This window comes from Alterluteimonas muca (genome assembly GCF_021191595.1).
GTDB classification, from domain to species: domain Bacteria; phylum Pseudomonadota; class Gammaproteobacteria; order Xanthomonadales; family Xanthomonadaceae; genus Luteimonas; species Luteimonas muca.
Map to the genome: position 1 here is coordinate 23,466 of NZ_JAIWPS010000010.1, position 14,624 is coordinate 38,089.

Annotated in this window: 12 protein-coding genes and 1 pseudogene; 3 read left to right on the top strand and 10 right to left on the bottom strand. The window is 70.1% G+C overall.

Features of this window, described 5'->3' with window-relative positions:
- Window positions 1–10 precede the first annotated feature (10 nt).
- The 7 genes from ruvA to LDO11_RS11875 form a co-directional block, all read right to left on the bottom strand.
- Window positions 11–601, bottom strand: a complete 591-nt coding sequence (gene ruvA, locus LDO11_RS11845) for a Holliday junction branch migration protein RuvA (protein WP_129136664.1) — start codon at window positions 599–601, stop codon at window positions 11–13.
- Window positions 602–644: 43 nt separating this feature from the next.
- Window positions 645–1,184, bottom strand: a complete 540-nt coding sequence (gene ruvC / locus LDO11_RS11850; RefSeq protein WP_232141732.1) for a crossover junction endodeoxyribonuclease RuvC — start codon at window positions 1,182–1,184, stop codon at window positions 645–647.
- 78 nt (window positions 1,185–1,262) lie between these two features.
- Window positions 1,263–1,994, bottom strand: a complete 732-nt coding sequence (locus LDO11_RS11855; RefSeq protein ID WP_129136666.1) for a YebC/PmpR family DNA-binding transcriptional regulator — start codon at window positions 1,992–1,994, stop codon at window positions 1,263–1,265.
- Between the two features lie 33 nt (window positions 1,995–2,027).
- Window positions 2,028–2,675: an esterase/lipase family protein gene (locus tag LDO11_RS11860; protein WP_129136667.1), complete on the bottom strand. Its 648-nt coding sequence runs from the start codon at window positions 2,673–2,675 to the stop codon at window positions 2,028–2,030.
- Complete coding sequence (locus tag LDO11_RS11865) at window positions 2,668–3,204, bottom strand: GNAT family N-acetyltransferase (protein ID WP_232141733.1); 537 nt, start codon at window positions 3,202–3,204, stop codon at window positions 2,668–2,670. The genes LDO11_RS11860 and LDO11_RS11865 overlap by 8 nt, the downstream gene beginning before the upstream one ends.
- Window positions 3,205–3,336: 132 nt before the next feature.
- Window positions 3,337–5,109 carry an aspartate--tRNA ligase gene (gene aspS, locus LDO11_RS11870; protein ID WP_232141734.1) on the bottom strand — a complete coding sequence of 591 codons (1,773 nt, stop codon included), beginning with the start codon at window positions 5,107–5,109 and terminating at the stop codon, window positions 3,337–3,339.
- A gap of 106 nt (window positions 5,110–5,215) precedes the next feature.
- Window positions 5,216–5,542: an FmdB family zinc ribbon protein gene (locus tag LDO11_RS11875; RefSeq protein ID WP_129136670.1), complete on the bottom strand. Its 327-nt coding sequence runs from the start codon at window positions 5,540–5,542 to the stop codon at window positions 5,216–5,218.
- 111 nt (window positions 5,543–5,653) lie between these two features.
- On the opposite strand from LDO11_RS11875, the gene LDO11_RS11880 reads away from it, so the two are divergent.
- A complete protein-coding gene (locus tag LDO11_RS11880; protein WP_232141735.1) occupies window positions 5,654–6,367 on the top strand; it encodes an SIMPL domain-containing protein in 714 nt (237 codons plus the stop codon).
- Window positions 6,368–6,515: 148 nt separating this feature from the next.
- On the opposite strand, the gene LDO11_RS11885 is transcribed toward LDO11_RS11880, so the two are convergent.
- Window positions 6,516–7,190, bottom strand: coding sequence for a hypothetical protein (locus tag LDO11_RS11885; RefSeq protein WP_232141736.1), 675 nt, complete (start codon window positions 7,188–7,190; stop codon window positions 6,516–6,518).
- A 56-nt stretch (window positions 7,191–7,246) separates the two neighbouring features.
- Window positions 7,247–9,109 carry an ABC-F family ATP-binding cassette domain-containing protein gene (locus tag LDO11_RS11890; RefSeq protein WP_232141737.1) on the bottom strand — a complete coding sequence of 621 codons (1,863 nt, stop codon included), beginning with the start codon at window positions 9,107–9,109 and terminating at the stop codon, window positions 7,247–7,249.
- 194 nt (window positions 9,110–9,303) lie between these two features.
- Here LDO11_RS11890 and LDO11_RS11895 point away from each other — a divergent pair, with 194 nt between their 5' ends.
- Window positions 9,304–11,706, top strand: a complete 2,403-nt coding sequence (locus tag LDO11_RS11895; protein ID WP_232141738.1) for a TonB-dependent receptor plug domain-containing protein — start codon at window positions 9,304–9,306, stop codon at window positions 11,704–11,706.
- A gap of 151 nt (window positions 11,707–11,857) precedes the next feature.
- Window positions 11,858–13,599 (top strand): annotated as a pseudogene (gene ybaL, locus LDO11_RS11900) (YbaL family putative K(+) efflux transporter).
- A gap of 42 nt (window positions 13,600–13,641) precedes the next feature.
- On the opposite strand, the gene LDO11_RS11905 reads toward ybaL, so the two are convergent.
- Window positions 13,642–14,544 carry a TIGR01777 family oxidoreductase gene (locus tag LDO11_RS11905; RefSeq protein ID WP_232141739.1) on the bottom strand — a complete coding sequence of 301 codons (903 nt, stop codon included), beginning with the start codon at window positions 14,542–14,544 and terminating at the stop codon, window positions 13,642–13,644.
- Window positions 14,545–14,624: the final 80 nt, after the last annotated feature.

Genomic DNA, 14,624 nt, shown 5'->3' on the forward strand with positions numbered 1-14,624 from the left:
AGGGCGGCTGTCAGCGAAGCGCGGACTGTAGCGCCTTGCGGATGATGATTTCGGGCGTATCGCCTTCACTGGCCGCCGCGCGCGCCATCTTCTGTGCCTCGGCCGGCTTGTAGCCGAGCTGCTGCAGCGCCACGGTGGCTTCCGACAGCGGATCGGCAGGTACCGGGCCGCTGGCGGACACCGCCGCGCCGACCGCCAGATCGGCGGCGCGGTCGCGCAGTTCCACCACCATGCGCTCGGCGGTCTTCTTGCCAATGCCGGGGATGCGCGTCAGCGCGGTGATGTCGCCGGTCTGCACCAGCCGCGCGAACTCGCCGACGCTTGCACCCGACAGCACCGCCAGCGCGATCTTGGCGCCGATGCCGCTGACCTTCTGCACGTCGCGGAACAGCCGGCGCTCCGGCTCCGTCAGGAAGCCGTACAGCGAGACGCTGTCTTCCTTCTGCGCGTAATGGGTGAACAGCACCACCTCGCGACCGGCCTCGGGCAGATCGTAGAAGGTGCTCATCGGTGCTTCGAGTTCGTAGCCCACCCCATGCACGTCGACCACCAGCCACGGCGGCTGCTTGTGCGCGAGGATGCCTTTCAGGCGACCGATCATGCTGACTCCCGGGAGACATGTGGTGGTGCGCGACCGCTGACGCTCAGCGGCTCCAGGCGGTGCGCGTACCGACGCCCAGCCGCGCCGCGCTGGCGCGCACGTGGGCGTGGGTGATGGCCGCCGCCAGCGCATCGGCGGCATCGGCCTGCAGCCTGCCCTGCAGGTTGAGCAGGATACCCACCATGTGCTGCACCTGGGTCTTTTCCGCCTTGCCGCGCCCGACCACCGCCAGCTTGATCTCGGTGGGGGCGTATTCGTGCACCGGCAGGTCGCGCAGCACGGCGGCGCAGATCGCCGCACCACGGGCGTGGCCCAGCTTGAGCGCGGAATCGGCATTGCGCGACATGAACACCTGTTCGATCGAGACCTCATGCGGATGCCAGGTATCGATCACCGCGCCGAGCTGGTCGAGCAGCCGCCGCAGCCGGTCCGGGAAACCGCCTTCGCCCAGCAGTTGCAGCGGCGCGTGGTGGACATGGCGCAGGCGCCCATCCGGCGTGACATCGACGATGCCGACGCCGGTGCGCTGCGAGCCCGGGTCGATGCCGAGGATGCGGGTGGTGCCGGCGATGGAGTCAGTCATGCGCGGCAGGCCGGCGATCGTGCCCGCCAACTGCGGGCGCTGCGGGGTTGCGGGCGCCGCCGGCGCCACGAGCGCGCATCAGGCCTGGTCCAGCGACGCCTGGTCGACGTTGGAATAGACGTCCTGCACGTCGTCGAGGTCCTCGAGCATGTCCAGCAGCTTGCGCACCTGCTGCGCGGTGTCGGGATCGGCGGCGACGTCGGTGTCGGCGCGGAAGGTGAGCTCCGCATGCGCCGGCGCCATACCGGCGGCGGTCATCGCATCGCGCACGCCGATGAAATCCTCGGGCGAGGTGAGCACCTCGATCGCGCCGTCGTCCGGGTACACCACCACGTCGTCGGCGCCGGCCTCGATCGCCGCTTCGGTCACCCGGTCCTCGTCGGCCCCGGCGGCGAAGCTCAGCACGCCCAGGCGCCGGAACATGAAGGACACCGACCCTTCGGTACCCATGTTGCCGCCGCACTTGGAGAACGCATGGCGCACATCGGCCACCGTGCGCACGCGGTTGTCGGTGAGGCAGTCGACGATCACCGCGATGCCGCCGGGGGCATAGCCCTCGTAGCGCACTTCCTCGTACTCGACGCCCTCGAGTTCGCCGGTGGCCTTTTTGATCGCGCGCTCCACCACGTCCTTGGACATGTTCTGCGCCATGCCCTTGTCGATGGCGGCACGCAGGCGCGGATTGTTGGCGGGATCGCCGCCACCGGCACGCGCAGCGACGCCGATCTCGCGGATGATCTTGGTGAAGATCTTGCCGCGCTTGGCGTCGGTCGCGTTCTTGCGCGCCTCGATCGAAGGTCCACGACCCATCGCAATGTCCGTTGTGTTGAGCGAGCCGCGATTTTACACCGCGGCGGAGGCCGCCCCGGCGTGGTCGAACGCTCCCTCGCGCAGGAAGCGGGCGGTCTGGGCGACCGCGTCCGCGCTGAACATCAAACCGGTGTGGCTGGCCGGCAGCAACAGGTGGTCGGCCAGGCCGGGGGCGCGGGTCTCGCGCACCGCCACCGTGCCGTCGTGCGGTTCGTCGAAGCGCGCCACCAGCCCACCCAGCCCGCGTGGACGGGTGCCGGCGATCATCCCGACCTCGACCGCGTGGGGCCACTGGGCGCAGCCGCGCTCGAGCAGCGGACCGGCACGCCCGAGGTAGGCGCCGGTCAGCCGCCGGCCGCGCAGCACGCGTGCGGCCGCGCTGCCGCACAACGGGCTGCCGATGCAGACCACCCGCCCGGCCGGCAATGCCGGATGCCCACGCAACGCCTCCAGCGCGATCACCCCTCCCAGGCTGTGGCCAACCAGATGCGCCGGGCCGGCCTGCAGCGCCTCCCCGATTTCCTCGATCGCGTACCGGGCACCGTCGACGATGCTGCGGTAGCCGAGCGTGCGCGCATCGAAGCCGAGTGCACGCAGGCGCGCGGCGAACCACGCCATCGACACCGCCGGCATCCACAGGCCGGGCAGCACGATGACGCGATCCACATGCCGCTCAGGCATCGGGCTGGCCCGCTTCGGCCGGGCGCCTGAGGATGTATTCGAGATCACGCACGCGCCCGACCGGAAAGATGTAGTCGCCCACACGCTCGAAGCCGTAGCGTGCGTAGAAACGTTGCGCGCCGTGATTCTCCGACCAGGCGCCGACCCACAGCGTGCGCGGGCCATCGCGCAGCAGCCACTGCATCGCCGCATCCATCATCCGTGCGCCGTGCCCGGCACCCTGCCAGCCCTGCACGAGATACAGGCGCTTGATCTCGCCGTCGCCGGGTACGACCTCCGGGTGCGGCAGGCCGCATGGGCCGGCGGCGACATGGCCGACCGCTTCGCCATCGGCCTCCAGCAGCCAGACCGCGTATGCGGGATGCGCCAGGATCGTGCGCTGGCGGCCGACCTCATAGGCCTTGACGAGGAATGCGTCGAGATCCTCGCGCGGATACAGATGGCCGAAGCTCTCGATAAAGGTGCGCGCCGCCAGCATCGACAGCAGCTCGGCGTCATCGACCGTGGCGCGGCGGAGAACCGGGGTCATTGTTCTGCCACGGATGTGCACCGATGGACGCGGACCACGCGGCTGTCGGGCCCGCGATCGTCGGCAACGACCACATGGCACGCGTATCCAGCATGCCCGCCATCCGCGCTCATCCGCGTGGTCCGTGGCCGGTCAAGCGCCGTGGTCCGCCTTCGCCCGCACCGCCACGTGCACCTCGGCGAGCTGCGCGTCGGCGATCGGCGATGGCGCGCCCGTCATCAGGCACTGCGCACCGGTGGTCTTCGGGAAGGCGATCACGTCGCGGATCGATTCGGTGCCGGCCATGAGCGCTGCGATGCGGTCGATGCCGAAGGCGATGCCGCCGTGCGGCGGCGCGCCGTACTTGAGCGCGTCGAGCAGGAAGCCGAACTTGGCCTGCGCTTCCTCGGCGTCGATGCCGAGCAGCCCGAACACGGCGCTCTGCATTTCCGGCCGGTGGATGCGGATCGAACCGCCACCGATCTCGTTGCCGTTCATCACCATGTCGTAGCCGCGCGACACCGCGGTCCTGGCATTGGCGCGCAGGTCGTCGATGTCGTCGACGGCCGGCGCGGTGAACGGATGATGCAGGGCGACGTAGCGCTGCGCCTCGTCGTCGTACTCGAACATCGGAAAGTCGGTGACCCAAAGCGGCTTCCAGCCGTCCTCGACCAGGCCGAAGTCGCGGCCGGCCTTGAGGCGCAGCGCGCCCATGAAGTCCGACACCCGGTTGTAGACGCCGGCACCGAAGAACACGATGTCACCGTTGCCGGCGCCGACATGCTGCACGAGCGCGGCGAACGCGGCGTCGTCGAAGAACTTCCGGATCGGCGACGAGATCTCACCTGCCGCGTCGATCTTGATGTAGGCCAGACCCCTGGCGCCGAACCTGGCGGCATGCGCGGCGTACTCGTCGATCTGCTTGCGCGAGAGCGTCGCACCACCCGGAATACGCAACGCGGCCACGCGGCCGTCCGGATCATTGGCGGCACCGGCGAACACCGCGAAGCCGCTGTCGGCGACCAGCTCGGCGACATCCACCAGCTCGAGGTCGATGCGCAGGTCCGGCTTGTCGGAGCCGTAGCGACGCATCGCCTCGGCCCAGGTCATGCGCGGGAAGGGATCGGCCAGGTCGACGTCCATCACTTCCTTGAACACCGTGCGGATCATGCCCTCGACGGCGTCCTGCACATCCTGCTCGCGCACCCAGGCGAACTCCATGTCGAGCTGGGTGAATTCCAGCTGGCGATCGGCACGCAGCGCCTCGTCGCGGAAGCAGCGTGCAATCTGGTAGTAGCGGTCGAAGCCCGCGACCATCAGGATCTGCTTGAACAGCTGCGGGCTCTGCGGCAGCGCGTAGAACTCGCCGGCATGCATGCGCGCCGGCACCAGGAAGTCGCGCGCGCCTTCCGGCGTGGCCCTGGTCAGGATCGGGGTCTCGATGTCCTGGAAACCACGCGCGTCCAGCCAGCGGCGCAGCGCCTGCACCAGGCGGATGCGGGTGCGCTGCATGCGCTGCATCTCCGGGCGGCGCAGGTCGAGGTAGCGATAGCGCAGGCGGGTTTCCTCGCCGGGATTCTCATGGGCATGGAACGGCAGCGGCGCGGCCTTGTTGACCACCTCGATCGCGGTTGCGACCACTTCGACCTGGCCGGTGGCGATCTTCGCATTGGGGTTGTGCCGCCGGCGCACGCTGCCGGTGATGCGCAGGCAGTCCTCGTAGCCGATGGTTTCCGCGATCGCGACGACGCCGGCATTGCCTTCGGCCTCGCCCGGCTCGGCGACGATCTGCACGATGCCTTCGTGGTCGCGCAGGTCGATGAAGCAGACGCCGCCGAGGTTGCGGGCGACATCGGCCCAGCCGCACAGGGTCACGGTCTGGCCGATCAGTGCCTCGTCGATCAGGCCGCAGTAGTGGGTACGCATGGAAGCTCCGGGGGATTCGACCCGGCGCCGCCGGGGAACCGGCTATTTTGCGGGGGTGGCCGCGGGGCGGCAAATGCGGGCCGGCGCGATGCCGGCCCGGACGCACTCAGGGGGTGGTGGCCGGCGCGCTGGCGGGCTTGGCCGCAGGGGCGGCGTCGGCGGCCGGCTTGGACTCGGGCTTCGTGTCGGGCTTGGCCTCGGACTTGCCTTCTCCACCACCGCCGTCGGCAAGGTTGCGCTTCCTGTCGCCGTCCTTCTTGAAGTCGGTCTCGTACCAGCCGCCACCGGCCAGCCGGAACGACGGCGCGGTGACCTGGCGACCCACGGCGGACGCGCCGCAGGCCGGGCAGTCGGTGGGATCGGGGTCGGAAAGCTTCTGCAGGCGGTCGAAGGCATGGCCGCAGTCGGCACAGCGGAAAGCGTAGATCGGCATGGCGTGATCGCTGAACGACAACAGGGAGCCGGCATTGTGGGGGCATGGCACGCGCTTTCAAGTCGCAAGCCCGCGGTCTAGGCTGGGTGCCCCGCGCTTCGAGACCCCGCCATGGCCCAACCACCGAACTTCCGCACCGTCGCCGCTGCCCTGCTGATCGCGCTGGGGTTGCTGGGAGCGGGCTGGTTCGCGTCGCACGGCATGACCGGCCTGCGCACCGCCGACCGCTTCGTCACCGTCAAGGGGCTGGCCGAGCGCACCGTCGATGCGGATCTGGTGGTCTGGCCGCTGTCGCAGACCGTGGGCGGCGACGACCTCGCCGCAGTGCAGGCGCAGCTCGATGCCAACACCGCCACCATCCGCGCCTTCCTTGCCGGCGCCGGGTTCCCCGAGGACGAGGTGGTGGTATCGCCGCCGCGCCTCGAGGACCGTTGGGCGTATTCGTGGGGCGAGAGCCGGCCGCCGGAGCGCTACCGCTACTCCAACACGGTGACCCTGCGCACCGGGCGCGTTGCCGAGGCGATGGAGGCGCTGCGCCGCAGCGGGCAGATGGTCGCCGGCGGGGTGATGCTCAACACCGATGAGGGCGGTGGGCCGCAGTTCGAGTTCACCCGCTTGAACGACATCAAGCCGGAGCTGATCGCCGAGGCCACGGCCAACGCACGCGCGTCGGCCGAGCAGTTCGCCAACGACTCCGGCGCGCGCATCGGCGGCATCCGCAGCGCCAACCAGGGCGTGATCTCGATCAGCGACCGCGACCGCGGCAGCCCGCACGTCAAGACCGTGCGCGTGGTGTCGACCGTCGAGTACTTCCTGAAGGACTGAGCCGCGGCAGCACGCGGTGAGGCACGGAGGCGGACGATTGTTGCCGCGTGCAAAGCGGCCAGGTGCGGCGGCCCGTCTGGGCCGATGTGGGATCGCAGGGCGGGACACGCGTTCGCTCCCGAGGTCCCGACCGACATCGAGCCTGTGCCTACTCATGCCCCCACGGGGTCGGCGGCAGGTCGACCGGGCGGGTCAGGTCGAATTCCACCTGGAACATGCGGCCGCCCGGACGCGACAGTTCGTAGAGGAAGCGCTGGTCGGGTTCGATCTCCATCGCCCAGGTGTTGGTCACCGAGGCGTTGAGCCCCTCGTGCTCGAAAGTGGCGATCGATTCCGCGTCAACGGGGAATTCCTGCCGCTGCGCGGTGCCGGCAGCCGCGGTGTCGCCGCCGTACATCGTCACCGCGTCCTCGCTGCCATCCTCGTGGCGGTGGTCGTGCTTGAGGCGCATGCCGGTGTCGGTACGGGTCAGCACCCAGGTGCGGGAATGGTCGTCGCCGACGTGGAACGGCACCTTCAGTTCGCGGGTCGGGTCGTCGCAACCACGCACGTGCATCACCAGGCGCTGGCCCTCGAAGGCATCGGGTTCCTTGGAGGCCGGCTCGTTGGTGACGACGCGGCCTTCGAACGCCTGCCCGCAGTGATGGGCAATGGCGGCCATGAACTCGTCGGCGGGCGCGTTGGCGACGTCGATGCCGTCTGCCGGCGCGGTGTCGGTCGCGGATGCCGCGGGCGCATCGGTGGACGCGGTATCGGTTGAGGGAGAGCACGCGGCAAGTGCCAGTGCGAGGGCGATCGAGGCGGAAAGTTTGAATGCGTTCATTCCTGCACCCTACCCGCCGCCGCCGCGACCCCGCAAGCAAGCCCTCCAGTCACCCCTCAGGCATTGCCATACATGGCCAGGCAGCGCTCCTCCGCTTCGGCGAGTCGCTCCGCCACCTGCGCACGCTCGCGACCGAGCGCGACCAGCCGCGTGGCATCGGCCTGCACCGACGGATCGGCCAGCGCCGCATCGATGCGCGCCAGCTCGGCTTCAGCCGCTTCCAGCATGCGTTCGGCATCGGCCAGCTTGTGCGGATTCACCTTCGCCGCGGCAGGCTTCGGCACCGCCGCCGGCGGGGGCGGCGCTGCAACCGCCGGCGCCTTCAGTTCACCGGCATTGCCGCGCGCACGCAGCCAGGCGGCGTACTCGTCGAGGTCACCGTCGAAGGGCCTGACCACGCCGTCGGCAACCCGCCAGAACGTGTCGCTGACCAGGCCGATCAGGTGGCGGTCGTGCGAGACCAGCACGATCGCGCCGGCGAAGTCGGACAGCGCCTCCGCCAGCGCCTCGCGCATCTCGAGGTCGAGGTGGTTGGTGGGTTCGTCGAGCAGCAGCACGTTGGGCTGCAGCCAGGCCAGCAGCGCCAGCGCCAGCCGCGCGCGCTCGCCGCCGGAGAAGCCGTCGATCGACTCGAACGCGCGGTCGCCGGGAAAGCTCCACTTGCCCAGGAAGTCGCGGAAGGCCTGGGTGGCGACGTTGGGCGAGAGTTCGCGCAGGTGATCGATCGGCGAGGTGCCGGCGACCAGCGATTCCACCGTGTGCTGGGCGAAATAGCCGATGCGCAGGTCGGGATGCGCGTAGCGCTCGCCGGCCAGCAGCGGCAGCTCGCCGACCAGCGTCTTCACCAGGGTCGACTTGCCGGCGCCGTTGGGACCCAGCAGGCCGATGCGGTCGCCGGCCTCGAGGCCGAAACCGACGTGGTCGAGGATGACCGCCTCGCCCGAAGCCGTGGCATAGCCGCAGCGGCCATCATTGATGCGCAGCAGCGCGTGCGGCAGCTTCGCCGGCGCCGGGAAATCGATGCGCACCTCGCGCTCGGCGCGCACTGCTTCGGTGTCGGCCATCTTGGCCAGGCGCTTGACCCGCGACTGCGCCTGCTTGGCCTTGGCCGCGCTGGCCTTGAAGCGGTCGATGAACTTCTGCAGGTGCGCGCGTTCGGCCTGGGTCTTCTCGTGGGTGATCTGCTGCAGCCGCAGCTGCTCGGAGCGCTGGCGCTCGAACGAGGTGTAGTCGCCGGTGTACAGCTTCGCCTTGCCGCCGTGCAGGTGCAGGGTGTGGGTGCAGACGTTGTCGAGGAACTCGCGGTCATGCGAGATCAGCAGCAGCGTGCCCGGGTACTTCAGCAGCCACTGCTCCAGCCACAGCACGGCATCGAGGTCGAGATGGTTGGTCGGCTCGTCGAGCAACAGCAGGTCGCTGGGGGTCATCAGCGCGCGTGCCAGGTTCAGTCGCACCCGCCAGCCGCCGGAGAAGGTCGCCACCGCGCGCTGGTGGGTTTCGGCCGGAAAGCCCAGCCCATGCAGCAGCTTGCCGGCGCGTGCGCCGGCGTCGTACGCGCCGACCTCGGCCATGCGCAGGTGCACCTCGGCCACGGCTTCCCAGTCCTCGGCGGCCAGGGCGTCGGCCTCGGCCTTGAGCACCGCCGCGACGGCGGCGTCGCCGCCGAGCACGAAGTCGATCGCCGGGTCCGGCAGCGACGGCAGTTCCTGGGCGATGCTGGCCACGCGCACGCGGTTCGGCAGGTCGAGGTCGCCACGGTCGGCCTCGACCTCCCCGCGCACCGCGGCGAACAGCGAGGATTTGCCGGTGCCATTGCGACCGACCACGCCCACCCGCCAGCCGGCGTGCAGGGAAAGGTCGACTTCGGACAGCAGCAGGCGTTCGCCCCGCCTGAGGGCGAAATTGCGGAAAGAGATCATCCGCGCATTCTACCGGTGCCGCCGCGGCCGCCAGCCGCCGGGTGGTCGTTCGCCTCCCTCGCCGCGCAGGCCGCATTCAGGCCGAAGCCCCTCGCGGCACGGTTTCCGCTGAAACATTTGCGCATTGCAACAGGCGGTGCTACAGGCGATGGAGGCCGAGATCCTGTCATCCACCACCACGGAGAGGTACCCGCATGACCCGTCGTCCGATCGCCGCAGCCATCGTGCTGGCGCTGGCCAGCCCCTTTGCCCACGCCCAGCAGGCCACGCCGGCGCAGGGGGCCAGCGCACAGCGCCCCGCCACGCTCGACACCCTGATCGTCACCGGCACCCGCGTCACCGACCGCACGGTGGCCGAATCGACCGCGCCGATCGACATCATCACCCCGGAGGCGCTGGCCTCCACCGGCACCGTCGAGCTGGCCACGGCGCTGTCGCGCGCGGTGCCCTCGCTGAACTTCCCGCGTGCGGCGATCAACGACGGCACCGATGCCATGCGCCCGGCACAGCTGCGCGGTCTCGCCCCCGACCACACCCTGGTGCTGGTCAACGGCAAGCGCTACCACCCCGGCGCCCTGGTCAACGTCAACGGCAGCCAGGGTCGCAGTTCGTCGCCGGTCGACCTCAACTCGATCCCGATCGCCGCGATCGAGCGGGTTGAAGTGCTGCGCGACGGTGCCTCGGCGCAATACGGCTCGGATGCCATCGCCGGGGTGATCAACATCGTGCTGAAGGGCTCCGGCGAAGGCGGCGCGGTCAGCCTCACCGGCGGCCAGTACAGCGCCGGCGATGGCCAGCAGGCGCAGCTGCTGGGCGACGTGGGCCTGCGGCTGGGCGAGCGCGGCAAGGTGCATCTGGCCGCGCAGTCCGGCTACCAGGACCAGACCGACCGCGCGCGCCCGTTCGCGGGCCCCGCCTCGCCCACCAATCCGGCGCCCGGCGACGTGGTGCAGCGCTATGGCGACCCGGAGGTCGACAACGGCTCGGTGCTCTACAACGGCGAGGTCGACATCACCGATTACCTGCAGGTCTATTCCTACGGCCTGTACACCCGCCGCGAGACCCTCTCCAACGGCTTCTTCCGGCCCGCCGGCGACACCCGCAACATTCCTTCCATCTATCCGGACGGCTTCCTGCCACAGATCTTCAACACCTCCAGCGACATCAGCGTGTCGACCGGCCTGCGCACCACCACCGCCGGCGGCACCGGCATCGACTTCAGCTACACCTACGGCAGCAACGAACTCGAGTTCGATATCCTCAACACCCTCAACCGCAGCCTCGGGCCGTCATCGCCGACGCGCTTCTACGCCGGCGCGCTGGAACTCGACCAGCACGTGCTGAACCTCGACTTCAACCGCCAGCTCGACTGGGGCATGGCCTATCCGCTCACCCTGTCCTATGGCGCGGAATGGCGCGGCGAGGAATACACCATCGGCGCCGGCGAGCCGGCCTCCTACATCAACGGCGGCGTGCTGTTGCCCAACGGGCAGCCGGCACCGTCCGGGGCGCAGGTGTTCCCGGGCTTCCGCGAGTCCGACAGCGGCAGCTTCGACCGCCACAGCTATTCGTTCTACGCCGCGCTCGAAGGCGACATCACCGAACGCTTCTCGGCCGGCATCGCCGCGCGCCACGAGTCCTACAGCGACTTCGGTGACACCACCACCGGCAAGCTCACCGCGCGCTATGCCTTCAACGATGCCGTCGCGCTGCGCGGCACGGTGTCCACCGGCTTCCATGCGCCGTCGCTCGCGCAGCAGTACTACCAGACCACCTCGACCAACTTCATCGGCGGCATCCCGTTCGACCTGGTCACCTTCCGCGTCACCAACCCGGCCGGCATCGCGCTGGGCGCGGAGCCGCTGCAGGCCGAAACCTCGGACAACCTCAGCCTGGGCCTGGTGCTGACTCCGGTCGAGCGCCTGTACGTGACCATCGATGCCTACCGCATCAGGCTCGAGGACCGCATCACCCTGTCGGAAAACCTCAACAGCACGGCGGTGCGCAACTGGCTCAACGCCAACGGCTTCCCGGATGTCGCCGGCGGCCGCTATTTCACCAACGCACTCGACACCACCACCACCGGTATCGACGTGGTCGGCACCTACGGCTGGGAGCTCCCCACCAGCACGCTCGACCTGATGCTGGGCTACAACTACAACAAGACCGAGATCGACCGTGTCGCGCCCAACCCGGCGGCGCTGGAGGCCATCGACCCCACCGCGCTGCGCTTCGGCCGGGTGGAACTGGGGCGGTTCGAGGTCGGTGCGCCGCGCGACAAGGCGATGCTCAATACCGTCTGGACGCGTGGCGGCCTGAGCCTCTCGGCCACCGCCACCCGCCATGGCGAGTTCACCCTCAACAACGCCAACCCCGACCTCGACCAGACCTTCAGCGCGAAGTGGCTGCTCGACCTCGCGGCCACCTACCGCGTGGAAGGCTGGGAATTCACCGTCGGCGGCGACAACGTGTTCAACGACTACCCGGACGAGGTGCTGGCCGCCAACTCCACCTCCGGCCAGCTGATCTACCCGTCGCAGAGCCCGTTCGGCTTCAACGGTGCCTACGTGTACGGGCGCATCGGCTACCGCTGGTAGCCGCGCGCGCTGCGGGTCGGCCGCGGCGCCCGGCGTCATCCGGGTGTCGCGGCCGCTGTGCCAGACTCGCAGCGCCTGCTGATCCACCCGCGCGCGCAAGCTCGCGAGCTGCGCCCGACCCGCCGCGAACCGCCTGACCGGGACGCCACCGATGCCGCACGACATCTCGCTGATCTCGATCCTGTGCGTGGGCTTCGTGCTGGCGTTCGTGCTCGGCCTGGCCGCGCAGCGTCTGCGGATGTCGCCGACCGTGGGCTACCTGCTGGCGGGCATCATCGCCGGGCCGTTCACCCCGGGCTTCGTCGCCGACCAGGAGCTGGCACCGCAGATCGCCGAGCTCGGGGTGATCCTGCTGATGTTCGGCGTCGGCCTGCACTTCTCGCTGCGTGAACTGATGTCGGTACGCGTCATCGCGCTGCCTGGCGCGGTGGTGCAGATCGGCGTGGCCACCGCGATGGGCTGGGGGCTGGCGCGCCTGCTGGGCTGGTCGCACGCGGGAGGGCTGGTGTTCGGGCTGGCGCTGTCGGTGGCCAGTACGGTGGTGCTGCTGCGTGCGCTGGAGGAGCGGCGCCTGCTCGACACCGTGCGCGGCCACATCGCGGTGGGCTGGCTGATCGTCGAGGACCTGGCGATGGTGCTGACGCTGGTGCTGCTGCCGCCGGTCGCGGCGGCGCTGGAAGGCACCGCCAGCGGCGTCGGCAGTCGCGGAGTCGGCATCAGCCTGCTGATCACCCTGGGCAAGGTCGGCGCCTTCGTCGCGGTGATGCTGCTGGTCGGCCGGCGGGTGATGCCCTGGGTGCTGGGCCGGGTGGCAGGCACCGGCTCGCGCGAGCTGTTCACGCTGTGCGTGCTGGCGGTGGCGATGGGCGTGGCGTTCGGCGCCTCGGAGTTCTTCGGGGTGTCGTTCGCGCTGGGTGCGTTCTTCGCCGGCATGCTGCTCAACGAAAGCGAATTCGGCCACAAGGCGGCGAACGACTCACTGCCGATGCGCGATGCGTTCGCGGTGCTGTTCTTCGTGTCGGTGGGGATGCTGTTCGACCCGCGCATCGTCGTCGAGCACCCGCTGGAAGTGCTGGGACCTTCCTGATCATCGTGGTCGGCAAGTCGCTGGCCGCCTGGGGCATCGTGCGCGCGTTCGGCAAGCCGAACGCGACCGCGCTGACGATCTCCGCAAGCCTCGCGCAGATCGGCGAGTTCTCCTTCATCCTCGCCGGGCTCGGCCTGGGGCTGGGGGTGCTCCCGTCCGAAGGCCAGGACCTCATCCTCGCCGGCGCGCTGCTGTCGATCATGTGCAACCCGCTGTTGTTCGCCCTGCTCGACCGCTGGCAGGCCCGCGAGGATGCACGCGCCGAGGCCATGGCGCCGCGCCCGGAACAGCCGCAGCCGCTGCTGATCGCCGATCACGCGATCCTGGTGGGCTTCGGGCGCGTGGGCAGCCACCTGGCCGGGCTGCTGCGCGAACGCGGCGTGCCCCTGGTAGTGGTCGAGGCGGATGGCGAGCGCGTCGAGCAGTCGCGCGATGCCGGCTTTCCCACTGTGCGCGGCAACGTCGCCATGGAAGCGGTGCTCGCGGAAGCGCGGCCGGAGCTTGCGAAGATGGCGATCTTCGCGATTCCGCACGTACTGGAGGCCGGCGAGACCATTGCACGCATGCGCCAGGCCAATCCGGCGTTGAGCATCCTGGCGCGCGCGCACAGCGAAGGCGAGGTACGCCACCTGCTTGAGCGCGGGGCCGATGCCGCGGTGCTCGCCGAACGCGAGCTGGCGTATTCGCTGTCGGAGATGGTGATGGCGACACCGCCGTTCCGTGCCTTGCGCGACCCGCCATTCGCCACCGCGATGCCAGGCGAGGCCAGGCCGGTGCCGGACCCGGGCACGGCATCGGCTGCGTAGCCGGGCGAGCCCCGCACCGGCGTCGTGCGCGGGTGGCGGCGCTCAGGCGAACCCGGGGCGCAGCAACGTGTCCAGGCGCGGATGGCTGAACTCGAAGCCGCTGTCCAGCAGCCGCCGCGGCAGCACCCGCTGGCCTTCCAGCAACAGCGTCGACATCTCGCCGAGCACCAGCCGCAGGGCCTGCGCCGGTACCGCGGCCCATGCCGGCCGGCGCACCGACCGGGCGAGGATGCGGGTGAACTCACGGTTGCTCACCGGCGCCGGCGCGGTCAGGTTGACCGGCCCGGCCAGCGCAGGCCGGCCGGCATGCGGGTCGAGCAGCTGCAGCACCGCACGCACCCAGTCCTCGCGCGAGATCCAGCTCAGGACCTGCTCGCCATCACCCAGGCGGCCACCGGCACCAAGCCGGAACACCGGCAGCAGCCTGCGCACCATGCCGCCGGCCGGGTCGAGCACCACCCCGGTGCGCAGCAGCACCACCGGCACATCCAGTGCCACCGCCTCCAGCGCCGCGCGTTCCCATTGCGCGCACAGCGCATGCACGAAATCGCGTTGCGGGGCACTGTCTTCGGCCAGCTCCAGCATGGCGGGCTGGTGGCCGTACCAGCCCACCGCAGAACCACTCAGCAGCAGCCGCGGCCGCACCTGCGCGCGGCGCATCCAGTCCACCACGGTGCGGGTCGGGCCGAGGCGGCTGTCGAACAACTCCTGCTTGCGGGCGTCACTCCAGCGGCGGTCGGCGATCCCGGCGCCGGCGAGGTTCACCACCACGTCGAAGCAGTCGCTCGCCTGCAGGCTGTCGTAGCCGCGCACCTCGACGCCAACGGGCGCGTCGATGCCGCGCGGATCGCGCGACAGCCAGGTGGGCCTCGCCTCCTGCGACAGCAACGCGGCAGTCAGCGCGCGGCCCAGAAAGCCGCTGCCTCCGGTGATCAGGATGCGCATGGAAACCTCATGGGTGCAGGGAGCGACCCGCGTCCGTTCGCCTGTCGTCCGTCCGCCGGCACTGCAACAGAGCGCCGATG

Bases quoted from the DNA above. Each gene is read 5' to 3' on its own strand.
- ruvA (WP_129136664.1), bottom strand. From the start codon at position 601: ATGATCGGTCGCCTGAAAGGCATCCTCGCGCACAAGCAGCCGCCGTGG.
- ruvC (WP_232141732.1), bottom strand. From the start codon at position 1,184: ATGACTGACTCCATCGCCGGCACCACCCGCATCCTCGGCATCGACCCG.
- LDO11_RS11855 (WP_129136666.1), bottom strand. From the start codon at position 1,994: ATGGGTCGTGGACCTTCGATCGAGGCGCGCAAGAACGCGACCGACGCC.
- LDO11_RS11860 (WP_129136667.1), bottom strand. From the start codon at position 2,675: ATGCCTGAGCGGCATGTGGATCGCGTCATCGTGCTGCCCGGCCTGTGG.
- LDO11_RS11865 (WP_232141733.1), bottom strand. From the start codon at position 3,204: ATGACCCCGGTTCTCCGCCGCGCCACGGTCGATGACGCCGAGCTGCTG.
- aspS (WP_232141734.1), bottom strand. From the start codon at position 5,109: ATGCGTACCCACTACTGCGGCCTGATCGACGAGGCACTGATCGGCCAG.
- LDO11_RS11875 (WP_129136670.1), bottom strand. From the start codon at position 5,542: ATGCCGATCTACGCTTTCCGCTGTGCCGACTGCGGCCATGCCTTCGAC.
- LDO11_RS11880 (WP_232141735.1), top strand. From the start codon at position 5,654: ATGGCCCAACCACCGAACTTCCGCACCGTCGCCGCTGCCCTGCTGATC.
- LDO11_RS11885 (WP_232141736.1), bottom strand. From the start codon at position 7,190: ATGAACGCATTCAAACTTTCCGCCTCGATCGCCCTCGCACTGGCACTT.
- LDO11_RS11890 (WP_232141737.1), bottom strand. From the start codon at position 9,109: ATGATCTCTTTCCGCAATTTCGCCCTCAGGCGGGGCGAACGCCTGCTG.
- LDO11_RS11895 (WP_232141738.1), top strand. From the start codon at position 9,304: ATGACCCGTCGTCCGATCGCCGCAGCCATCGTGCTGGCGCTGGCCAGC.
- LDO11_RS11905 (WP_232141739.1), bottom strand. From the start codon at position 14,544: ATGCGCATCCTGATCACCGGAGGCAGCGGCTTTCTGGGCCGCGCGCTG.